The organism is Enterobacter sp. WPR_3_1 (genome assembly GCF_003635055.1).
Taxonomy (GTDB): domain Bacteria; phylum Pseudomonadota; class Gammaproteobacteria; order Enterobacterales; family Enterobacteriaceae; genus Enterobacter; species Enterobacter ludwigii.
The window spans coordinates 68123-91172 of record NZ_RBXU01000010.1 but is presented as its reverse complement, the minus strand read 5'-3'; the positions used below and the strand labels follow the sequence as shown (position 1 = coordinate 91172).

The window sequence follows — 23050 nt, the reverse complement described above, 5'->3', positions numbered from 1 at the left end:
CCTATAGAATAGAAATGCTCCGTAAGTGGGCAAAATTTCATATTTTGCGTTGTTGAATCGCTTCAGATTGCAAAAACCCTCGTTTCATTAAGGTTAAAACTCCCACTAAGGGAGTAACTAACTCATTTGTGCGAAGTTACATTTCTGAAACGTTATTTCTGTAAGGTTGTTAAAATGTGCAGGGTTTACTGATTTCAATCAAAACCAATATGGACAGAAGGTGAATACTTTGTTACTTTAGCGATACGAACTTGAAATTGGTAAGACCAATTGACTCCGGGCAAAAAGGCGTAAGACAGGGAATATGGCCTACAGCAAAATTCGCCAACCAAAACTATCTGATGTGATTGAGCAGCAGCTGGAGTTTTTAATCCTCGAAGGGACACTGCGCCCGGGTGAGAAACTTCCGCCAGAACGCGAGCTGGCAAAACAGTTCGACGTTTCACGTCCCTCTCTGCGTGAGGCGATTCAACGTCTCGAAGCAAAGGGCTTGCTGCTTCGTCGCCAGGGCGGCGGAACCTTTGTGCAAAACAGCCTGTGGCAGAGCTTCAGCGATCCGCTGGTAGAACTTCTCTCTGACCACCCAGAATCCCAGTTTGATCTGCTTGAGACCCGTCACGCGCTAGAAGGTATCGCGGCCTATTACGCCGCACTTCGTAGCACTGATGAAGATCGCGTGCGTATCCGCGAACTTCATCAGGCCATTGAACGGGCACAGCAATCCGGCGATTTAGACGCCGAGTCCAATGCCGTTGTCCAGTATCAAATCGCCGTCACCGAAGCTGCACACAATGTTGTGCTCCTCCATCTGCTACGCTGCATGGAGCCGATGCTGGCCCAGAACGTTCGTCAGAATTTTGAATTGTTGTATGCCCGTCGGGACATGCTCCCATTGGTAAGCAACCATCGCACCCGAGTATTCGAGGCGATAATGGCCGGGGAACCGGAGCAGGCGCGCGAAGCGTCGCACCGACATCTGGCTTTCATTGAGGAAATCTTGCTGGACCGCAGCCGTGAACAATCGCGTCGCGAACGTTCATTACGCCGCATACAGCAACGAAAGGATTAAGCGCCAGGGTTTTTTAGAGCGCGGCAACTAAACGCAGAACCTGTCTTATTGTGTTCTTGCCCAAGAGCACAATGGGACAGGTTCCAGACAAATCAACGTATTAGATAGATAAGGAATACCCCCATGTCAGAACGTCTCCAAAATGACGTGGATCCGATCGAAACTCGCGACTGGCTACAGGCGATCGAATCGGTCATCCGTGAAGAAGGTGTTGAGCGTGCTCAGTATCTGATTGATCAGCTGCTTTCTGAAGCCCGCAAAGGCGGTGTGAAGGTTGCTTCAGGTGCAGGGGCTAGCAACTACGTAAACACGATTGCCGTTGAAGACGAACCGGAATACCCGGGCAATCTGGATCTGGAACGCCGTATCCGTTCTGCAATCCGCTGGAACGCCATCATGACCGTTCTGCGCGCGTCCAAGAAAGACCTGGAGCTGGGTGGCCACATGGCGTCCTTCCAGTCTTCTGCGACCGTTTACGAAGTGTGTTTCAACCACTTCTTCCGTGCAGCTAACGAGAAAGACGGCGGCGATCTGGTGTACTTCCAGGGCCACATCTCTCCGGGCATCTATGCACGTGCATTCCTGGAAGGTCGTCTGACTGAAGAGCAGATGAACAACTTCCGTCAGGAAGTTCACGGTAAAGGTCTGTCTTCTTACCCACACCCTAAACTGATGCCAGAATTCTGGCAGTTCCCGACAGTATCCATGGGTCTGGGCCCAATCGGTGCTATCTATCAGGCTAAATTCCTGAAATATCTGGAACACCGTGGTCTGAAAGACACCTCTGAACAGACCGTCTACGCCTTCCTGGGCGATGGCGAGATGGATGAGCCAGAATCGAAAGGCGCAATCACCATTGCGACCCGTGAGAAACTGGACAACCTGTGCTTCATCATCAACTGTAACCTGCAGCGTCTGGATGGTCCGGTAACCGGTAACGGCAAGATCATCAACGAACTGGAAGGCATCTTCGCCGGTGCTGGCTGGAACGTGATCAAAGTGATGTGGGGTTCCCGTTGGGACGAACTGCTGCGTAAAGACACCAGCGGTAAACTGATCCAGCTGATGAACGAAACCGTTGACGGTGACTACCAGACCTTCAAATCCAAAGACGGTGCCTACGTTCGTGAGCACTTCTTCGGTAAATATCCTGAAACCGCAGCACTGGTTGCAGACTGGACTGACGAACAGATCTGGGCTCTGAACCGTGGCGGCCACGATCCGAAGAAAATTTACGCTGCACTGAAAAAAGCGCGTGAAACCAAAGGTAAAGCGACTGTAATCCTGGCCCATACCATCAAAGGTTACGGCATGGGTGATACCGCAGAAGGTAAAAACATCGCTCACCAGGTTAAGAAAATGAACATGGACGGCGTGCGTTATATCCGCGACCGTTTCAACGTTCCAGTGACCGATGAGCAGGTAGAAAACCTGTCTTACATCACCTTCCCTGAAGGTTCTGAAGAGCATAAGTACCTGCACGAACGTCGTCAGGCGCTGAAAGGCTACCTGCCAGCTCGTCAGCCTAACTTCACCGAGAAGCTGGAACTGCCAGCGCTGGAAGATTTCTCTCAGCTGCTGGAAGAGCAGAACAAAGAGATCTCTACCACTATCGCTTTCGTTCGTGCCCTGAACGTGATGCTGAAGAACAAGTCGATCAAAGATCGTCTGGTTCCAATCATTGCCGACGAAGCGCGTACTTTCGGTATGGAAGGTCTGTTCCGTCAGATCGGTATTTACAGCCCGAACGGCCAGCAGTACACCCCGCAGGACCGTGAACAGGTTGCTTACTACAAAGAAGACGAGAAAGGTCAGATCCTGCAGGAAGGTATCAACGAGCTGGGCGCAGGCGCATCCTGGCTGGCCGCTGCGACCTCTTACAGCACCAACAACCTGCCGATGATCCCGTTCTACATTTACTACTCCATGTTCGGGTTCCAGCGTATCGGTGACCTGTGCTGGCAGGCAGGCGACCAGCAGGCTCGCGGCTTCCTGATCGGTGGTACTTCTGGTCGTACGACCCTGAACGGTGAAGGTCTGCAGCACGAAGATGGTCACAGCCATATTCAGTCTCTGACTATCCCTAACTGTATCTCTTACGACCCGTCTTACGCGTACGAAGTGGCAGTCATCATGCATGACGGTCTGCAGCGCATGTACGGTGAAGCGCAAGAGAACATTTACTACTACATCACCACGCTGAACGAAAACTACCACATGCCGGCCATGCCAGCAGGTGCCGAGGAAGGTATCCGTAAAGGTATCTACAAACTCGAAACCGTTGCAGGTAGCAAAGGTAAAGTTCAGCTGCTGGGCTCCGGTTCTATCCTGCGACACGTACGTGAAGCGGCACAGATCCTGGCGAACGACTACGGCGTTGGCTCTGACGTGTACAGCGTAACGTCCTTCACTGAACTGGCGCGTGATGGCCAGGATTGTGAGCGCTGGAACATGCTGCACCCAATGGAAACGCCACGCGTTCCATACATCGCTCAGGTGATGAACGACGCGCCTGCGGTTGCGTCTACTGACTATATGAAACTGTTCGCTGAGCAGGTTCGTACTTACGTACCGGCTGATGATTACCGCGTACTGGGTACTGACGGCTTCGGTCGTTCTGACAGCCGCGAAAACCTGCGTCACCACTTCGAAGTGGATGCATCTTACGTGGTTGTAGCAGCACTGGGCGAACTGGCTAAACGTGGCGAAATCGATAAGAAAGTGGTTGCGGACGCAATCACCAAATTCAACATCGATGCAGATAAAGTTAACCCGCGTCTGGCGTAAGAGGTAAAAGAAGAATGGCTATCGAAATCAAAGTACCGGACATCGGGGCTGATGAAGTTGAAATCACCGAGATCCTGGTCAAAGTGGGCGACAAAGTTGAAGCTGAACAGTCGCTGATCACTGTAGAAGGCGATAAAGCCTCTATGGAAGTTCCGTCTCCTCAGGCTGGCATCGTTAAAGAGATCAAAGTCTCTGTTGGCGATAAAACCGAGACTGGCAAACTGATCATGATTTTCGATTCCGCCGACGGTGCAGCAGCTGCTGCACCTGCGCAGGAAGAGAAGAAAGAAGCTGCTCCTGCGGCTGCTGCACCAGCAGCTGCTGCGGCAAAAGAAGTCAACGTGCCTGACATCGGCGGTGACGAAGTTGAAGTCACTGAAATCTTGGTGAAAGTGGGCGATAGCGTTACGGCTGAGCAGTCCCTGATCACCGTAGAAGGCGACAAAGCCTCTATGGAAGTGCCGGCGCCATTCGCAGGTACGGTTAAAGAGATCAAGATCAACACCGGTGACAAAGTTTCTACCGGCTCTCTGATCATGATCTTCGAAGTGGCAGGTGCTGCGCCTGCTCAGGCTGCTGCGCCAGCACCGGCCGCTGCACCTGCTGCTGGCGGTGCGAAAGATGTCAACGTACCTGACATCGGTGGTGACGAAGTTGAAGTCACCGAAGTGATGGTAAAAGTGGGCGACAAAGTTGCTGCTGAACAGTCACTGATCACCGTTGAAGGCGACAAAGCGTCTATGGAAGTACCCGCGCCATTCGCGGGTACCGTTAAAGAGATCAAAATCAGCACCGGCGACAAAGTGTCTACGGGCTCTCTGATCATGGTCTTCGAAGTGGAAGGCGCTGCGCCAGCTGCTGCTCCGGCAGCCGCTGCTGCACCAGCACCTGCCGCTGCACCGGCTCAGGCGGCTAAACCTGCTGCTGCCCCTGCTGCAAAAGCAGAAGGTAAATCTGAGTTCGCTGAGAACGACGCTTACGTTCACGCTACGCCACTGATTCGTCGCCTGGCGCGCGAATTCGGTGTAAACCTGGCGAAAGTGAAAGGGACTGGCCGTAAAGGTCGTATCCTGCGCGAAGACGTTCAGGCCTATGTGAAAGACGCGGTGAAACGCGCTGAAGCTGCCCCTGCTGCTGCTGGCGGCGGTATCCCGGGCATGCTGCCATGGCCGAAAGTGGACTTCAGCAAGTTCGGTGAAATCGAAGAAGTGGAACTGGGTCGTATCCAGAAAATCTCTGGTGCCAACCTGAGCCGTAACTGGGTGATGATCCCGCATGTTACGCACTTCGACAAAACGGATATCACCGATCTGGAAGCGTTCCGTAAACAGCAGAATGCCGAAGCTGAGAAGCGTAAACTGGACGTGAAATTCACCCCAGTCGTCTTCATCATGAAAGCCGTTGCTGCGGCGCTTGAGCAGATGCCACGCTTCAACAGCTCCCTGTCCGAAGATGGCCAGAAGCTGACGCTGAAGAAATACATCAACATCGGTGTTGCGGTTGATACGCCAAATGGTCTGGTTGTTCCGGTCTTCAAAGACGTGAACAAGAAGAGCATCACTGAGCTGTCCCGTGAACTGACCACCATCTCCAAAAAAGCGCGTGATGGTAAGCTGACTGCCGGCGAAATGCAGGGCGGCTGCTTCACTATCTCCAGCATCGGCGGCCTGGGTACTACCCACTTCGCACCGATTGTTAACGCGCCGGAAGTGGCTATCCTCGGTGTGTCCAAGTCCGCGATGGAACCGGTATGGAATGGCAAAGAGTTCGTGCCGCGTCTGATGATGCCAATCTCTCTGTCCTTCGACCACCGCGTGATCGACGGTGCTGATGGTGCGCGTTTCATCACCATCATCAACAACACCCTGAGCGACATTCGCCGCCTGGTGATGTAATCGAAAAGCCGGCCAGTCGGCCGGCTTTTTTCTGTTAATCTCATGTGGTCTGTGAGGTTATTGGCGAAAAGCGACAATTCGTGAGCCGTTTGTTGTTTCAAAATTGTTAACAATTTTGTAAACTGCGGGCGGATAGAACGTCCCGGTGGATGAAGGGCGACAAGTACCTGGACCGCCGGAAATCAATAAGAGGTCATGATGAGTACTGAAATCAAAACTCAGGTCGTGGTACTTGGGGCAGGCCCGGCGGGTTACTCTGCTGCCTTCCGTTGCGCTGATTTAGGTCTGGAAACCGTAATCGTAGAACGCTACAACACCCTCGGTGGTGTTTGCCTGAACGTAGGCTGTATCCCTTCTAAAGCTCTGCTGCACGTTGCGAAAGTTATCGAAGAAGCCAAAGCACTGGCTGAACACGGTATCGTCTTCGGCGAGCCGAAAACCGATATCGACAAAATTCGTACCTGGAAAGAGAAAGTTATCACTCAGCTGACCGGTGGTCTGGCAGGTATGGCCAAAGGCCGTAAAGTGAAAGTGGTCAACGGTCTGGGTAAATTCACCGGCGCGAACACCCTGGAAGTGGAAGGCGAAAACGGCAAAACCGTTATTAACTTCGACAACGCGATCATCGCTGCGGGCTCCCGTCCAATTCAGCTGCCATTCATTCCACATGAAGATCCACGCGTGTGGGATTCCACCGATGCGCTGGAGCTGAAATCCGTACCTAAGCGTATGCTGGTTATGGGTGGCGGTATCATCGGTCTGGAAATGGGTACCGTGTACCATGCGCTGGGTTCAGAGATCGACGTGGTTGAAATGTTCGACCAGGTTATCCCGGCTGCCGATAAAGACATCGTTAAAGTCTTCACCAAACGTATCAGCAAGAAATTCAACCTGATGCTGGAAACTAAAGTGACTGCCGTTGAAGCAAAAGAAGACGGTATTTACGTTTCCATGGAAGGCAAAAAAGCCCCTGCCGAACCACAGCGTTACGACGCCGTGCTGGTGGCTATCGGCCGTGTGCCGAACGGTAAAAACCTCGACGCGGGCAAAGCAGGCGTGGAAGTGGACGACCGTGGCTTCATCCGCGTTGACAAACAGCTGCGCACCAACGTGCCGCACATCTTTGCTATCGGCGATATCGTCGGTCAGCCAATGCTGGCGCACAAAGGTGTTCACGAAGGTCACGTTGCCGCTGAAGTTATCGCCGGCATGAAACACTACTTCGATCCGAAAGTGATCCCATCTATCGCTTACACCGAGCCAGAAGTGGCATGGGTGGGTCTGACTGAGAAAGAAGCGAAAGAGAAAGGCATCAGCTACGAAACCGCCACCTTCCCGTGGGCTGCTTCTGGCCGTGCTATCGCTTCCGACTGCGCAGACGGTATGACCAAACTGATCTTCGACAAAGAGACTCACCGTGTGATCGGTGGTGCGATTGTCGGTACCAACGGCGGCGAGCTGCTGGGTGAAATCGGTCTGGCTATCGAAATGGGTTGTGACGCTGAAGACATCGCGCTGACCATCCACGCTCACCCGACTCTGCACGAGTCTGTTGGCCTGGCGGCAGAAGTGTTCGAAGGTAGCATCACCGACCTGCCTAACGCGAAAGCGAAGAAGAAATAAGTTTCTTCATGATTGCGAAACGCCTCCTCCGGAGGCGTTTTTTTTGCCTGCGTTATGGGGCGACCGGTTGCCAGGTGTGATCCAGGTGATAAGCAGGTAACGCCTGCGCTTTCTTCTCTGACTCGCTGCCGAGGTCCGACTGGTACACCTTGTCGGTCTGGTTTATTACAAAGCTCATCACGCCCGTCTGGCCGTAGCTGACTGGCCAGGCCACCATGGCAAAACCGTTTTTATCCGGCAGGATGCGAAAGCGGTAGCCGTGATAGCCAGTGCCGGGTTCTTTCGGGCTGAAGGCCGGACCGAGTGGGCTGGGGGCTTCACCGGGCGAAGCCGGCCAGTATAAGCCGTCTTTTTTGCCGTCTGAGCTGACAATCTTCTGCGCATATTTCTGGTTCAGCGCAAAATAGCTTTGCTGTGCATCCACATACGCGTGCAGCGCCTCGATGGCGGCGAGTTCGTTGCGGCCAATCTCGCGGGTCAGGATCTCTTCCGCCCCTTCTTTGATATCAAATTGCCAGCCAGAGGCGGTTTTGATCACCGGAATCGGTAGCTGCCAGTCGCTGTCACCGACCACAAGATGTGCCTTATTCCCGTCAACGACCGTATAGTGCCGCACTTTCCAGTCGCGCAGGAAGCGATCCACGGCATCAGGATCCACCCCTTCCGGCGGCAGGAAATCACGCCAGTTCTCACCGAGCAGGGTGTTCATCGCGCTTTCATTTTGCTCACTGATGGCGCTGGCCAGCGCATCGGTTGCCTGGTCTGGCGTGCTGAAAGATTGCTGCGCCATTGCGGCGGCCGACAGCATGAATAACGCGATCCCACTGAGTAATTTGCTTTTCATGTCGGCTTCCTTAACGGTGACGGAATTCACGGTGTTCAGCACGCCCGGTAGACGTCTGGCGTGGTTGCTGATGGCGGGCAGCCTGTTGCCGGCTCTGGGCGCCTCGCTGCTGCTGGGCTTGCCAGTTGGCGGAACGACTGTCGTTACCGCTGAGCGCATTGGCGCGCGGCTGGCTACTCCGCGCAGGCTGCGAAACCCGTTTCTCTTGCCTTTGCGAGGTGGTCGGGCGGCTGTCTCGCGTCTTAGCGGCTGTCCGCTGTGCCGTTTGCGGTTTGGTGTCGTAGCCCCGGTAGTTGTTGCGCTGAGAAATTTGCTTCAGCTGGGCGGTTGACGCCTGACGCTGTGCATCTTTGGTGCCCGGACGCGCGGTCTGCGGGAAGGTTTTTCCCGTTGATTTCTCCATCTGGCTCAGTGCAGCCTGTCGTTGGCTGTCCCGGTTGACCGGTTTTTGCTGCGTCGCGCTTAGCCCCGTTGCCGTGTTCGTTGAGTGGAAGCGATTGTTGAGCGTGTTAGTGGGATAGGGCACTCCTTCACGATAGGCCGGGTTATGCTGCCAGGTGCGGTTGGCGTCCGTCAGGCGCTGGCCGCTGATTTTATTAAAGTTCTCAACGTTGATATTGATGTTGTTATCACCGTTGCGGTTATAACCGCCGTGGTGATCCCAGTCGTCATCATGGTGGTGATCCCAGTCATCGTCATCATCCCAGTCGATGTTGCTGAAAATAGCGTAGGTGGTCGCCACGCCCAGGCTGAACCCTAAGCCTTTGACCAGGCTGTCCGTAAACTGCTCTCCCGGGGAGGGCGGTAAATAGACGGGCGGATAAGCGGTGTTCGGCCAGGTGCCATACACGGTATTCGGGTTGTAGGTGGGAACGTAAACCACCTGCGGGTCGGCGGACTCAATTTTAATGACCGTCGGGGCTGACGTCGTGGCGGTGCTTGTTGTCTGGCCGGTGGCCGTTTTCGCCGGGGCCGGTTTTGTCTCGGTGGTGACCGTTTGCTGCGGTGTTGATTGCAATGCACCGGTTTGCTGCGCCAGCAAACGCAGACGTTGCACGGAATCCATCACATCTTTCGGCTGCGCGAGAAACGCGTCGCCCAGGCTCTGCACCCAGGGTGGATTTTCGCCCATCAGGGACATCAACTGAGGAAACGCCACCAGTGATTTCACGCTCGGATCCCAGGGTTGATTCGCCACGGCCTGAATGGCGGCATCGCCCTGCAGTTTAGGGTTGTCTTTTGACCACTGTGCCGCCTGGATGACGTTGGCCGGGTAAGTCGAAGCCATCAAAATTTGCGATAGCAGGGCATCCGGGTAGAGCGCGATGGGGGCAACCCACTGATCAATTTGCGCGGTCGTGTAGGCTGGCGCGACGACCGGTGCTGGCTGAGCGGCAGGCGGCGCAGCCGGTTGTTGTGCGACGGGGGCAGGAGCCACAGGCTCCGTTGCGCGGCTTTTAACGAACATGACGCCTGAGGCGGCAAACAGCCCGGCACTGCACAGAAGGACAAGCAGTTGTGGCTTAAAGGGCAACTTCATAAAATGACTCCAACGAGACAAGCGCTGTGCCGTGAGGCGTTACGGTTGGCGTGAGTATCAATCACCCGTCTTTTACTGTTTTGACTTTTGTGGGGAATCATCCGGTACGTCCGGATAAAGAGTGTGAGTATTTATTACACAATTATATCGGATGGCTGAAATGCCGCCGGAATATTCAGAAGGTCGCAGTCACGGTTTTTGCAGTCAGAATTCGTTGCACCTGCCCGCTACACCATGCTTAACGATTCAGCAAATTTTTTAATGTTGCTTTTTTGTAAACGGATTAACACTGTGCAGAAATCCTGCTATGCTGCCCGACGCGGTATCGGGCATTTACCCTACAAACTGCTGTCTCACAGGAGCGTGAAGAGAACGCCCGCCGCATATGACAATGAGAGCGAGGAGAACCGTCGTGCTAGAAGAATACCGTAAGCACGTAGCAGAACGTGCCGCCGAGGGAATTGTACCCAAACCTTTAGATGCAACCCAAATGGCCGCGCTCGTCGAGCTGCTGAAGAACCCGCCTAAGGGCGAAGAAGAATTCCTGTTAGATCTGTTGATCAACCGTGTACCGCCTGGCGTAGATGAAGCTGCCTACGTAAAAGCCGGATTCCTTGCCGCCGTCGCCAAAGGCGAAGCAACCTCCCCACTGGTTACTCCTGAAAAAGCTATTGAACTGCTCGGTACCATGCAGGGTGGCTACAACATTCATCCGCTGATTGACGCACTGGATAACGACACGCTGGCACCGATTGCCGCCAAAGCGCTCTCCTCAACGCTGCTGATGTTCGATAACTTCTACGATGTGGAAGAAAAAGCCAAAGCCGGCAACGCCTACGCGAAACAGGTTATGCAATCCTGGGCCGATGCCGAATGGTTCCTGAACCGTCCTGCACTGGCTGAAAAAATCACCGTTACCGTCTTCAAAGTGACCGGTGAAACTAACACCGATGACCTCTCTCCGGCACCGGATGCGTGGTCTCGTCCTGATATTCCTCTGCACGCACTGGCGATGCTGAAAAACGCCCGTGAAGGTATTGAGCCGGATCAGCCGGGCAGCGTTGGCCCGATCAAACAGATCGAAGCTCTGCAGGAAAAAGGTTTCCCGCTGGCATACGTCGGTGACGTAGTGGGTACCGGTTCGTCCCGTAAGTCCGCGACCAACTCTGTACTGTGGTTCATGGGCGATGACATCCCTCATGTGCCTAACAAACGTGGCGGCGGCCTGGTGCTGGGCGGCAAAATTGCGCCAATCTTCTTTAACACCATGGAAGATGCGGGCGCACTGCCGATCGAAGTGGATGTCTCTAACCTGAATATGGGCGACGTGATTGACGTTTACCCGTTCAAAGGTGAAGTGCGCAACCACGAAACCAACGAACTGCTGGCGAGTTTTGAGCTGAAAACCGACGTGCTGATTGACGAAGTGCGTGCCGGTGGCCGCATTCCGCTGATCATCGGTCGTGGCCTGACGACCAAAGCGCGTGAAGCGCTGGGTCTGCCGCACAGCGACGTGTTCCGTCATGCGAAAGATGTGGCGGAAAGCAATCGTGGTTACTCCCTGGCGCAGAAAATGGTGGGTCGCGCCTGCGGCGTCGCCGGTGTCCGTCCTGGCGCGTACTGCGAACCGAAGATGACCTCCGTGGGGTCTCAGGACACCACTGGCCCAATGACCCGTGATGAACTGAAAGACCTGGCGTGCCTGGGCTTCTCTTCTGACCTGGTGATGCAGAGCTTCTGTCACACTGCCGCGTATCCGAAGCCGGTTGACGTGACGACGCACCACACGCTGCCTGACTTCATCATGAACCGCGGCGGTGTGTCGCTGCGTCCGGGTGACGGTGTTATTCACTCCTGGCTGAACCGTATGCTGCTGCCTGATACCGTCGGTACCGGTGGTGATTCCCATACCCGTTTCCCAATCGGTATCTCCTTCCCGGCGGGCTCGGGGCTGGTGGCGTTTGCTGCTGCGACCGGCGTGATGCCGCTGGATATGCCAGAATCGGTTCTGGTGCGCTTCAAGGGCAAAATGCAGCCGGGTATCACCCTGCGTGACCTCGTGCATGCTATCCCTCTGTATGCCATCAAACAGGGTCTGCTGACCGTTGAGAAGAAAGGGAAGAAAAACATCTTCTCTGGCCGTATTCTGGAAATTGAAGGTCTGCCGGATCTGAAAGTCGAGCAGGCATTCGAACTGACCGATGCGTCCGCGGAGCGTTCTGCTGCTGGCTGTACCATCAAGCTGAACAAAGAACCGATTATTGAGTATCTGACCTCTAACATCGTGCTGCTGAAGTGGATGATTGCAGAAGGCTACGGCGACCGTCGTACGCTGGAGCGCCGTATCCAGGGCATGGAAAAATGGCTGGCGGATCCACAGCTGCTGGAAGCCGATGCTGACGCAGAATACGCGGCAGTGATCGACATCGATCTGGCGGATATCAAAGAGCCAATCCTGTGTGCACCAAACGATCCGGACGATGCGCGTCTGCTTTCCGACGTTCAGGGCGACAAGATCGACGAAGTGTTCATCGGATCCTGTATGACCAACATCGGCCACTTCCGTGCCGCCGGTAAGCTGCTGGATACCCATAAAGGCCAGCTGCCAACGCGTTTGTGGGTGGCTCCGCCAACCCGTATGGATGCGGCTCAGCTGACCGAAGAGGGCTACTACAGCGTGTTCGGTAAGAGCGGTGCGCGTATCGAAATTCCTGGCTGTTCCCTGTGTATGGGTAACCAGGCGCGCGTGGCTGACGGTGCGACGGTGGTTTCCACCTCTACCCGTAACTTCCCGAACCGTTTAGGTACCGGTGCTAACGTCTACCTGGCCTCTGCGGAGCTGGCGGCGGTTGCGGCACTGATTGGTAAACTGCCAACGCCGGAAGAGTACCAGACCTTTGTGGCTCAGGTGGATAAGACGGCGGTAGATACCTATCGCTATCTGAACTTCGACCAGCTCTCTCAGTACACCGAGAAGGCTGACGGGGTTATCTTCCAGACGGCAGTATAAACAGCTAAACCGTCTTCACGGAGGCGGTTTTGTGTTTGCACCCTCTCCCCTGGAGAGGGTCAGGGTGAGGGCATCAGACCGCAAGGTCTTGCTCTCACCTTTTTATTTTCATTCCTCCTGCCTCCCACGCTTTTTTTCTTCCTCTCTGCTGCGATAATTAGCGTAATGGCTTTGCAGAGGAAAATACTATGGATTACGAATTTCTGCGCGACATCACCGGAGTGGTGAAAGTGCGTATGTCGATGGGCCACGAAGCTGTTGGACACTGGTTCAACGAAGAGGTGAAAGAGAATCTCGCCCTTCTGGACGAAGTTGAACAGGCGGCAAATACTGTGAAAGGCAGTGAACGCTCCTGGCAACGTGCCGGGCACGAATACACGCTGTGGATGGATGGCGAAGAGGTGATGGTGCGTGCCAACCAGCTTGAATTCTCCGGTGATGAGATGGAAGAGGGGATGAGCTACTACGATGAAGAGAGTCTGTCGCTGTGCGGCGTAGAAGACTTTTTACAAGTCGTAACGGCGTACCGGGCGTTCATGAAACAGAAATAGCACACCGGAGCGTCCTTGCTCCCAGCGCGGTTTACACGGTCGGAATATTGCGGCCGTAGTAGATTTCGCGCATCTCTTTCCAGAGCAGGTCAGTAATGGCCTTGCGCTCTTCTTCGCTTAAATCTTCTGGTCGGGTATGGAACATGTAGTGCTTAAGGTCGAACTCCTTAAGTAACATCTTGGTATGGAAGATATTTTCCTGATACACGTTCACATCCATCATGTCATACAGCGACTTCATGTCGTCGGACATAAAGTTCTGAATGGAATTGATCTCGTGATCGATAAAGTGCTTCATGCCGTTAATGTCACGGGTAAAGCCTCGCACGCGATAATCAATCGTCACGATATCGGATTCCAGCTGGTGGATTAAATAGTTCAGCGCGTTCAGCGGGGAGATCACGCCGCAGGTCGACACTTCGATATCGGCACGGAAGGTACACAGACCGCCTTCAGGATGGCTTTCCGGGTAGGTGTGCACGCAAATGTGGCTTTTATCGAGATGGGCGACGACCACTTCCGGCAGCGGGCCCGGATGTTCTGTTTTATCGATAAGTTGAGGGTCGACCGGCTCTTCGCTGACCAGAATCGTGACGCTGGCACCCTGAGGTTCATAATCCTGACGGGCGATATTCAGGATATTCGCGCCGATAATCGAACAGGTTTCTGACAGGATCTCGGTCAGACGGTTGGCATTGTAGAGTTCATCGATATAGGCGATGTAACCATCGCGTTCTTCCGCTGTTTTGGCATAGCAGATATCGTAAATACAAAAACTCAGGCTTTTGGTCAGGTTGTTAAAGCCATGCAGTTTAAGCTTTTTCAATTAGCTCACCCCCTTAGTGGATAATGCGTCTTGCAGGTACTGCGGTAAGGCAAACGCTGCGGTATGAACTGCCGGATTGTAGTAACGGCACGTAAGACCGGCCTGGTGGAAGCGGGCCTGAATAATTTCGGTGGAAAGATGGCGCAGTACGTCGTTATCTGTCGCCCAGGCAAAGGTCATGATCCCGCCGTAGTACGTCGGAATAGCGGCCTGATAGAAGCTGACATCGCCAAAATAGGTGCTCAGCTTGCGATGGCTGTCGAGGGCTTCATCCTGCTGCAGGAAGCAGACGCCGTTTTGTGCCACGAAAATCCCGCCCGGCTTCAGGCAGCGCTTGCAGCCTTCGTAGAAATCGGAGGTAAACAGCGACGCGCCGGGACCGATCGGGTCGGTACAGTCGGAGATAATAACGTCGAAGGTCTGGGTCGTCTGATTAACGAAGTTAACCCCATCATCAATGACCAGACTGAAGCGCGGATCGTCATAGCTACCGGCGTTATGGTTCGGCAGGTACTGACGACAGAAAGAGACCACGCCGGCATCAATTTCCACCATCGTAATGGTTTCGATGGATTGATGGCGGGAGACTTCACGCAGCATTGCGCCATCACCACCACCGATAATCAGAACATGCTTCGCATGCCCGTGTGCCAGCAGCGGAACGTGGGTCATCATCTCGTGGTAGATAAACTCGTCGCGCTCGGTCGTTTGCACGACACCATCCAGCGCCATCACGCGGCCAAAGGCGGCATTCTCGAAGATGATCAGATCCTGATGATCGGTTTTCTCATGATAGAGCACGTTATCAACGGCAAAGTACTGACCAAACTGGTCATGCAGTGTTTCATGCCACAACGTGTGGTCGGCCATACGCGGACTCCTCCTTTGTTAACATCCGTTACGCTCACAAAAAATGAGCGAAACATGATAGCTAACTATAACCGTGGTTGCACGGCTATAGGCACAACAAGGGGGCGTCGGGAAGGTTATTTCACGTAGGCGAGCAGGCTGAGTGAATCGCGAGCCAGCGCTTTGCATTTTTTGGCGGTAGGGATACCAATACCGCTTAAATCGCGGTAGCTGTCTTCGCCGAGCGCCTTCATGTCGAAGCTATCGTAGTTGCTGAGATCCCATTGGTTTTGCTGGGCAAAAAAGACCAGTGCGCGACGAATCTGCCCGTTGGGCAAATTCTGGTAACCACAATCGTTTTTCAGAAAGACAAAAACTGCCGTCAGATCGGCCATATCTTCCGCTTCATTTTCACTCAGCGCGTAACTGTTCGCACACATCGCCATCAGGCTACCGAACAAAATTGTTCTGAAAAACGTCTTCATTGCTTCTACCACTGCATCACGGAAAATTAACGTTAGCATACTTGATGCCAGGCCGACGATCTTTATTATTGCCGCTTTACTTGACCTTCCGGTAAGGGGAGGGTTTATGCTCAAAAGATCGCCTGCTGGAAATAAGGAAATGAACATGCAACGCCGTGATTTTTTAAAATATTCCGTTGCGCTTGGCGTAGCCAGCGCTTTACCGCTGTGGAGCCGCGCGGCTTTTGCGGCCGACAGACCTGCCTTACCGATCCCTGATTTACTCACCGCAGATGCCCGAAGCCGCATCCAGCTTGTTGTCCAGTCCGGTAAAACGACCTTTGGCGCACACAGTGCGACAACGTGGGGTTATAACGGCAATCTTCTCGGCCCGGCACTTCAGTTACGTAAAGGGAAAGCGGTAACGGTGGATATCCATAACACGCTGGCAGAGGAGACCACGTTGCACTGGCACGGACTGGAAGTGCCGGGCGAGGTGGATGGGGGGCCGCAGGGCATCATAAAACCGGGCGGTAAGCGAAGCGTGACCTTTACCCCGGACCAGCGCGCCGCGACCTGCTGGTTCCACCCCCATCAGCATGGCAAAACGGGACATCAGGTGGCGATGGGGCTGGCGGGGCTGGTGCTGATCGAAGATGACGAAAGCCGTTTGCTGCGCCTGCCCAAACAGTGGGGCATCGACGATGTGCCGGTCATTGTGCAGGACAAAAAATTCACCGCTGACGGGCAAATTGATTACCAACTGGATGTCATGAGCGCGGCGGTAGGCTGGTTCGGCGACACCCTGCTGACCAACGGTGCCATTTACCCGCAGCATGCAGCACCGAAAGGCTGGCTGCGCTTACGCCTGCTCAACGGCTGCAACGCCCGCTCACTGAATTTCGCCACCAGCGATAAACGCCCTCTGTACGTGGTCGCAAGCGACGGGGGGCTGCTGCCTGAACCGGTGAAGGTGGATACGCTACCGATGCTGATGGGGGAACGTTTTGAGGTGCTGGTGGATATCAGCGATGGCAAACCGTTTGACCTGGTCACGCTACCGGTCAGTCAGATGGGAATGGCGGTTGCACCCTTTGACAAGCCGCACCCGGTACTGCAGATCCAGCCGCTGCAGGTCACGGCCTCGGGCATGTTGCCGGATACCCTGACCACGCTCCCGGCGCTACCTTCTCTCGAGGGTCTGACCCAACGCAAGCTGCAACTGTCCATGAACCCGATGCTCGACATGATGGGCATGCAGGCACTGATGGCGAAATATGGCAATCAGGCGATGGCGGGTATGCACCACGGAGAGATGATGGGCCATATGAATATGGACCACGGTAAAATGGGCGGCATGGGGCACGGTGGCCATGATTTCGATTTCCATAATGCCAACATGATCAACGGCAAAGCGTTCGACATGAACACGCCAATGTTTGCTGCCACAAAAGGGCAGTTTGAACGCTGGGTGATTTCAGGCGAAGGCGACATGATGCTGCATCCGTTCCATATTCACGGCACCCAGTTCCGCATCCTTTCTGAAAACGGTAACGCGCCACAGGCGCATCGCGCGGGATGGAAAGACACCGTCAGGGTTGAAGGTGGCGTCAGTGAGGTGCTGGTGAAATTTGACCACGAGGCACCGAAGGCGTTTGCCTATATGGCGCACTGCCATCTGCTGGAGCATGAAGATACGGGCATGATGCTGGGGTTCACGGTTTAATATCGTGTGGCCTGATGCCCAGACCCCGGTCCAGAGGGGATAAGCAATAAAAACGGCAACCGAAGTTGCCGTTTTTTTTACCGTTGGCGGTGTTAGTTATTTAGCGTCGTCGGGTAAAGCATAAGCCACAATGTAGTCGCCCATCTTCGTACCAAACGAACCATGACCACCCGCAGAGATGACAACGTACTGCTTGCCATTCACTTCATAGGTCATCGGCGTTGCCTGTCCACCTGCTGGCAGACGGCCTTGCCACAGTTTTTCACCGTTGGTCATGTTGTACGCGCGCAGGTAGTTATCGGCGGTTGCCGCGATGAACAGCACGTTACCGGCGGTAGAAATTGGACCACCCAGCATTGGCATACCCATATTGAACGGGACAGGAACTGGCATCGGGAACGGCATGCTGTCCTGAGGCGTACCAATACGTTTTTTCCAGACGATCTGGTTAGTTTTCAGATCCAGGCCGGAGATATAACCCCAGGCAGGCTGTTTACACGGCAGACCAAACGGCGACAGGAACGGGTTCAGCGTGACGCCGTATGGCACGCCATACTGCGGCTGAATACCCGCTTCAGTACCGCTGCCTTTAGCATCTTTAGGCTGCTCCATTGGGTTGCCTGGACCGCGTGGAATAAGCTTAGAAACAAACGGCAGGGCCATCGGGTTGGCAATCGCCACCTGACGGTTAGGGTCAACGGAGATCCCACCCCATTCGAACATGCCCAGGTTACCCGGGAAGACCAGCGTGCCCTGCTCAGAAGGTGGCGTGAAGATACCTTCATAGCGCAGCTGATGGAACATCACGCGGCACACCAGCTGGTCAAACATTGTGGCACCCCACATGTCTGCACCGCTGAGATCTTTCTTCGGACGGAAGCTCAGGTCAGAGAACGGCTGTGTTTTGGTGACATAGTCGCCTTTGGCAGCGCCCTGCGGAACGGGTTTCTCTGGTGCCGGGACAACCAGCTTACCGTTGCTGCGATCCAGCACAAAGATGTTGCCCGTTTTCGCGGGTGCATAAATCACCGGAACGGTTTTGCCGTTAACGGTAATGTCTGCCAGCGTCGGCTGGGACGGCATGTCCATATCCCACAGGTCGTGGTGAACAGTCTGGTAGCTCCAGGCCAGTTTACCGGTGGTCGCGTTCAGCGCCACGATAGAGCTGGCATAACGCTCTTGCTCAGGCGTACGGTTACCCCCCCAGATATCTGGCGTGGTGACGCCCATCGGCAGGTAGACCAGGTCCAGCTTCGCGTCATACGCCGCCGGTGCCCAGGAGTTAGGTGAGTTAAAGGTAAAGGTGTGTTCGTCCGATGGGATCGCGTTTGGATCTTTCGCGCCCGGGTCGAAGGCCCACAGCAGTTTACCGGTGTTCACGTCAAAACCACGGATAACGCCAGAGGTTTCGCGGGTGGAGAAGTTATCGGTTACCGAGCCGGCAATCACGATAGTTTTATCGGTGATGATCGGCGGTGAGGTTGGCTCATACAGACCCGGCGTGGTGTCCGGCATGTTGGTCTGCAGATTCAGGATACCTTTGTTGGCAAAGGTCTCACACAGCTTACCGGTTTCGGCATTGATCGCGAACAGGCGGCCATCGTTTACCGGCAGCATGATGCGGCGAGGACAGTCGGCAATGACTTCAGGGCTCGCATTATCAGCACGCGCTTCGTGGTAAGAGACGCCACGGCAGGTGATGTGCTGGAACGACGGGTTGGAGTTCAGCTGTGGATCGAAGTGCCATTTCTCTTTACCGGTGGCCGCGTCAAGCGCGAACAGACGCTGGTGCGCGGTGCACAGATAAAGCATGTTACCGACTTTAATCGGCGTCACTTCGTTGGTCAGTTCACCTGGATCGTTTGGCATCTTCAGGTCGCCGGTACGGAATACCCAGGCTTCCTTCAGGTTCTTAACGTTGTCCGCGTTGATCTGCTTGAGCGGGGAGTAGCGCTGACCTTCCTGATTACGGCCATAAGCTGGCCAGTCGCCATCCGCGACCTGCGAGATAGCCGCAGCTGGGGTGGATTCGGCATTCAGCGTACCGTTAATCTCCTGCGGATCGTTAAAACCGGCCCAGGTGAGAATGCCGCCGCTGATCAGCAGGGCAACCACCAGCGCCGCAACGGCACCGCTTGAAGGAACAATCAGGCGACGCCATACGAACGGCAGGATCAGCCAGATACCAAAGAAGACCAGGATGTCACTGCGCGGCGTCAGTGCCCAGAAGTCGAAACCGACTTCCCAGACGCCCCAGATCATGGTTGCGAGGAGTAATGCAGCATAAAGCCATAGCGCGGATTGTTTTCTACGCCACAACAGGACGGTTACGCCAAGCATAACCAGACCCGCAATAGGGTAGTACCAGGAGCCGCCAATTGCGGCCAGCCAGACGCCACCGATTAACAGATACAGGCCGCAGAAGGCGGCGAATAGCGCTGTTAATGTCACCAGTAGACGTGGCTGTTGAGTTTTTATTTCAGCCATAGAAAGTGTACTCGTCAGTTTTGTTAATTATTTGCTAGCAACTAATTATAGGTATTAACAAGTGTGATCGGAATCACAATATTTGCTTTTTATAACTCATGCGCCAGGTGTATCCATTTACTGATATAATGGCTGGCTTGCGTATCGATGCCGGAGTAACATTCATCCGCATTGAGAGATTTTCATTAAAATCATATGGTTAGTAATATGAAACATACTGTTGAAGTGATGATCCCGGAAGCCGAGATCAAAGCGCGTATCGCCGAACTGGGTCGTCAAATCACCGAACATTACAAGGACAGCGGCAGCGAAATGGTGCTGGTCGGTCTTTTACGTGGCTCTTTCATGTTCATGGCAGACCTGTGCCGTGAAGTGCAGGTGTCCCATGAGGTCGATTTTATGACCGCCTCCAGCTACGGCAGCGGCATGTCCACAACCCGTGATGTGAAAATCCTGAAAGATCTGGATGAAGATATTCGTGGCAAAGATGTGTTGATCGTTGAGGACATCATCGACTCCGGCAACACGCTCTCTAAAGTGCGCGAGATCCTGAGCCTGCGTGAGCCAAAATCCCTGGCGATCTGCACCCTGCTGGATAAACCCAGCCGCCGTGAAGTGCAGGTGCCGGTAGAGTTTGTCGGCTTCTCTATCCCTGACGAGTTCGTCGTGGGCTATGGCATTGACTACGCGCAGCGTTACCGCCATCTGCCGTATGTGGGTAAAGTGATCCTGCTCGACGAGTAAGGTTTGTGATGTGCGGTCTGTTGCCCTCTGACGAGGGGACACACAGTAAAAACGGCAACCCGGGTTGCCGTTTTGTTTTTATCTGAACCGCTTACAGGCAGCTATTTATGGTTGACGTGCTTAAGCTTCAGGTTAGCTATCCCGGAACGATAGCGCTGCTCCAGCGTTTCACGGTTGGTGGCGGTCACTTCCAGGTTACGAAGCAGACCATCGTGAATACCGTAGGCCCAGCCGTGGATCGAGACTTTTTGCCCGCGTTTCCACGCCGATTGCATGATGGTGGAATGGCCAAGGTTATAAACCTGCTCCATCACGTTCAGCTCGCAAAGGGTATCGAGACGACGCTCCTGCGGCATTTCACCCAACAGTGAGCTATGTTTGAACCAGATATCGCGGATATGCAGCAACCAGTTATCGATTAACCCGAGTTCGGTATTTTCAATCGCGGCCTGCACACCGCCGCAGCCATAGTGGCCACAAATAATGATGTGCTCGACCTCCAGAACGTCAACGGCGTACTGAACAACCGAAAGGCAGTTGAGGTCGGTATGGATCACCAGGTTGGCAACATTACGGTGCACAAACAGTTCGCCAGGCTCGAGACCTGTCAGGCGCTCTGCCGGAACGCGGCTGTCGGAACATCCAATCCAGAGAAAGCGTGGGTTTTGCGCCTGCGCGAGCTTTCCAAAAAATCCGGGGTCTTCCTCCACCAGCATTTTTGACCATAGTGCATTGTTGCTGATGAGTGTATCTATGTCGTTCATGGAGGTTAGCGACCTGTAACCGAGTGATTGCGTTGCGCTAATATAGGGTAACTCGACTTTTAATGAAACCACACAACGTGTGTCAGAACCTAAGGTAAGTTTAATTCATGGCGATTGCACTGGAGCTTGAGCAGCTCAAAAAAACCTATCCAGGCGGCGTTCAGGCGCTGCGTGGGATAGATCTCAAAGTGGAAGCGGGGGATTTCTACGCGCTTCTGGGGCCGAATGGGGCGGGGAAATCCACCACCATTGGCATTATCAGTTCGCTGGTCAACAAAACGTCCGGCCGGGTGAGCGTGTTTGGTTACGACCTGCAAAAAGATGTGGTGAATGCCAAGCGCCAGCTCGGACTGGTACCGCAGGAGTTCAACTTCAACCCGTTCGAGACAGTGCAGCAAATCGTGGTTAATCAGGCGGGTTACTACGGTGTTGAGCGCAAAGAAGCGGTGGAGCGCAGCGAAAAGTACCTCAAACAGCTCGATCTGTGGGAAAAACGCAATGAACGTGCGCGCATGTTGTCTGGCGGGATGAAGCGCCGTCTGATGATTGCCCGTGCGCTGATGCATGAGCCAAAGCTGCTGATCCTTGATGAGCCCACCGCGGGCGTGGATATCGAACTGCGTCGTTCAATGTGGGGCTTCCTGAAGGACCTCAACGACAAAGGCACGACCATTATTTTGACCACGCACTACCTCGAAGAGGCGGAGATGCTGTGTCGCAATATCGGCATCATTCAGAACGGTGAGCTGGTGGAAAACACCTCAATGAAGAGCCTGCTCGCCAAGCTAAAATCCGAAACCTTCATTCTCGACCTGGCGGCGAAAAGCCCGCTGCCGACGCTGGAAGGCTATAACTATCGTCTGGTGGATACCTCAACGCTGGAAGTGGAAGTGCTGCGCGAGCAGGGCATCAACAGCGTGTTCTCACAGCTGAGCGCGCAGGGTGTTCAGGTATTAAGTATGCGTAACAAAGCGAACCGACTGGAAGAGCTGTTTGTCTCTCTGGTGCAGGATAAACAAGGAGACAAGGCATGACGCATCTTTACTGGGTCGCGCTGAAAAGCATCTGGGCGAAAGAGATTAACCGCTTTATGCGTATCTGGGTGCAAACCCTGGTACCGCCGGTGATCACCATGACGCTCTACTTCATCATCTTCGGTAACCTCATCGGTTCCCGCATTGGTGAAATGCACGGCTTTACCTATATGCAGTTTATTGTGCCGGGCCTGATCATGATGGCGGTGATCACCAACGCCTATGCTAACGTGGCATCATCATTCTTTAGCGCCAAGTTCCAGCGTAACATTGAAGAGCTGCTGGTCGCGCCGGTACCAACGCATGTGATCATTGCGGGTTATGTGGGCGGCGGCGTGGCGCGCGGTCTCTGTGTGGGGATTCTGGTGACGGCGATCTCCCTGTTCTTTGTGCCGTTCCAGGTGCATTCATGGCTGTTCGTGGCGCTCACGTTACTGTTGACGGCAATCTTGTTCTCGCTGGCCGGTCTGCTGAACGCGGTGTTTGCTAAAACGTTCGATGATATCAGCCTGATCCCGACCTTTGTGCTGACGCCACTGACCTATCTTGGCGGGGTGTTCTACTCCCTGACGCTGCTGCCGCCGTTCTGGCAGGCGCTGTCACACCTGAACCCGATTGTTTATATGATCAGCGGCTTCCGCTTTGGTTTCCTCGGCATTACGGATGTGCCACTGATTACCACGGTTGCGGTGCTGGTGGTGTTTATTATCGCCTTCTACCTGCTGTGCTGGTCTCTGATTCAGCGTGGACGCGGTCTGCGCAGCTAATCTCCCGCCCGGTGACATTCTGTTTGCCGGGCGCTTTTCTTTGATTGTTATCACCGTACGCTAACCTTCA

The 23050-nt window shown here is 54.2% G+C and carries 17 protein-coding genes; 10 read left to right on the top strand and 7 right to left on the bottom strand.

What is annotated here, in order from left to right; genetic code table 11:
- Window positions 1–304 precede the first annotated feature (304 nt).
- The 4 genes from pdhR to lpdA all read left to right on the top strand — a co-directional run bounded on the left by pdhR (window position 305) and on the right by lpdA (window position 7374).
- Window positions 305–1069: a pyruvate dehydrogenase complex transcriptional repressor PdhR gene (pdhR, locus tag BJ887_RS12045; RefSeq protein WP_013095596.1), complete on the top strand. Its 765-nt coding sequence runs from the start codon at window positions 305–307 to the stop codon at window positions 1067–1069.
- 123 nt (window positions 1070–1192) lie between these two features.
- The gene (gene aceE, locus BJ887_RS12040) at window positions 1193–3856 is read left to right on the top strand and encodes a pyruvate dehydrogenase (acetyl-transferring), homodimeric type (RefSeq protein ID WP_014168653.1); all 2664 of its coding nucleotides are present in this window, start codon (window positions 1193–1195) and stop codon (window positions 3854–3856) included.
- A gap of 14 nt (window positions 3857–3870) precedes the next feature.
- The gene (gene aceF / locus BJ887_RS12035) at window positions 3871–5751 is read left to right on the top strand and encodes a pyruvate dehydrogenase complex dihydrolipoyllysine-residue acetyltransferase (RefSeq protein ID WP_121339909.1); all 1881 of its coding nucleotides are present in this window, start codon (window positions 3871–3873) and stop codon (window positions 5749–5751) included.
- A 198-nt stretch (window positions 5752–5949) separates the two neighbouring features.
- On the top strand, window positions 5950–7374 hold the full coding sequence (gene lpdA, locus BJ887_RS12030) for a dihydrolipoyl dehydrogenase (protein WP_020882589.1): 1425 nt from the start codon (window positions 5950–5952) through the stop codon (window positions 7372–7374).
- Window positions 7375–7426: 52 nt separating this feature from the next.
- Here lpdA and BJ887_RS12025 read toward each other — a convergent pair whose 3' ends face one another.
- Both BJ887_RS12025 and BJ887_RS12020 read right to left on the bottom strand, forming a co-directional pair.
- On the bottom strand, window positions 7427–8218 hold the full coding sequence (locus BJ887_RS12025; protein WP_121339908.1) for a DUF2950 family protein: 792 nt from the start codon (window positions 8216–8218) through the stop codon (window positions 7427–7429).
- Between the two features lie 10 nt (window positions 8219–8228).
- Window positions 8229–9758: a DUF3300 domain-containing protein gene (locus tag BJ887_RS12020; protein ID WP_121339907.1), complete on the bottom strand. Its 1530-nt coding sequence runs from the start codon at window positions 9756–9758 to the stop codon at window positions 8229–8231.
- A 412-nt stretch (window positions 9759–10170) separates the two neighbouring features.
- Here BJ887_RS12020 and acnB point away from each other — a divergent pair, with 412 nt between their 5' ends.
- Window positions 10171–12768 carry a bifunctional aconitate hydratase 2/2-methylisocitrate dehydratase gene (acnB, locus tag BJ887_RS12010; protein WP_020882592.1) on the top strand — a complete coding sequence of 866 codons (2598 nt, stop codon included), beginning with the start codon at window positions 10171–10173 and terminating at the stop codon, window positions 12766–12768.
- A 188-nt stretch (window positions 12769–12956) separates the two neighbouring features.
- Window positions 12957–13319 (top strand): protein YacL, encoded by a 363-nt coding sequence (gene yacL, locus BJ887_RS12005; protein WP_014168659.1) that lies wholly within the window; start codon window positions 12957–12959, stop codon window positions 13317–13319.
- Window positions 13320–13350: 31 nt separating this feature from the next.
- Here yacL and speD read toward each other — a convergent pair whose 3' ends face one another.
- The 3 genes from speD to BJ887_RS11990 form a co-directional block, all read right to left on the bottom strand.
- Window positions 13351–14145 (bottom strand): adenosylmethionine decarboxylase, encoded by a 795-nt coding sequence (gene speD / locus BJ887_RS12000; protein WP_014168660.1) that lies wholly within the window; start codon window positions 14143–14145, stop codon window positions 13351–13353.
- Window positions 14146–15015, bottom strand: a complete 870-nt coding sequence (gene speE / locus BJ887_RS11995; protein ID WP_014168661.1) for a polyamine aminopropyltransferase — start codon at window positions 15013–15015, stop codon at window positions 14146–14148.
- Between the two features lie 116 nt (window positions 15016–15131).
- The gene (locus BJ887_RS11990; protein ID WP_014882582.1) at window positions 15132–15479 is read right to left on the bottom strand and encodes a YacC family pilotin-like protein; all 348 of its coding nucleotides are present in this window, start codon (window positions 15477–15479) and stop codon (window positions 15132–15134) included.
- Between the two features lie 145 nt (window positions 15480–15624).
- Between BJ887_RS11990 and cueO the strand changes: the two genes are divergently transcribed.
- Window positions 15625–17184 carry a multicopper oxidase CueO gene (cueO, locus tag BJ887_RS11985; protein WP_032679633.1) on the top strand — a complete coding sequence of 520 codons (1560 nt, stop codon included), beginning with the start codon at window positions 15625–15627 and terminating at the stop codon, window positions 17182–17184.
- A 96-nt stretch (window positions 17185–17280) separates the two neighbouring features.
- Here cueO and BJ887_RS11980 read toward each other — a convergent pair whose 3' ends face one another.
- Window positions 17281–19671 carry a glucose/quinate/shikimate family membrane-bound PQQ-dependent dehydrogenase gene (locus BJ887_RS11980; protein WP_020882595.1) on the bottom strand — a complete coding sequence of 797 codons (2391 nt, stop codon included), beginning with the start codon at window positions 19669–19671 and terminating at the stop codon, window positions 17281–17283.
- Window positions 19672–19878: 207 nt separating this feature from the next.
- Between BJ887_RS11980 and hpt the strand changes: the two genes are divergently transcribed.
- Window positions 19879–20415, top strand: a complete 537-nt coding sequence (hpt, locus tag BJ887_RS11975) for a hypoxanthine phosphoribosyltransferase (protein WP_025205381.1) — start codon at window positions 19879–19881, stop codon at window positions 20413–20415.
- Between the two features lie 101 nt (window positions 20416–20516).
- On the opposite strand, the gene can is transcribed toward hpt, so the two are convergent.
- Window positions 20517–21179, bottom strand: a complete 663-nt coding sequence (gene can / locus BJ887_RS11970) for a carbonate dehydratase (RefSeq protein ID WP_020882596.1) — start codon at window positions 21177–21179, stop codon at window positions 20517–20519.
- 107 nt (window positions 21180–21286) lie between these two features.
- Between can and BJ887_RS11965 the strand changes: the two genes are divergently transcribed.
- Both BJ887_RS11965 and BJ887_RS11960 read left to right on the top strand, forming a co-directional pair.
- Window positions 21287–22213: an ABC transporter ATP-binding protein gene (locus BJ887_RS11965; RefSeq protein WP_014168668.1), complete on the top strand. Its 927-nt coding sequence runs from the start codon at window positions 21287–21289 to the stop codon at window positions 22211–22213.
- A complete protein-coding gene (locus BJ887_RS11960) occupies window positions 22210–22980 on the top strand; it encodes an ABC transporter permease (protein WP_014168669.1) in 771 nt (256 codons plus the stop codon). Before BJ887_RS11965 ends, BJ887_RS11960 begins: the two co-directional genes overlap by 4 nt.
- Window positions 22981–23050 lie beyond the last annotated feature (70 nt).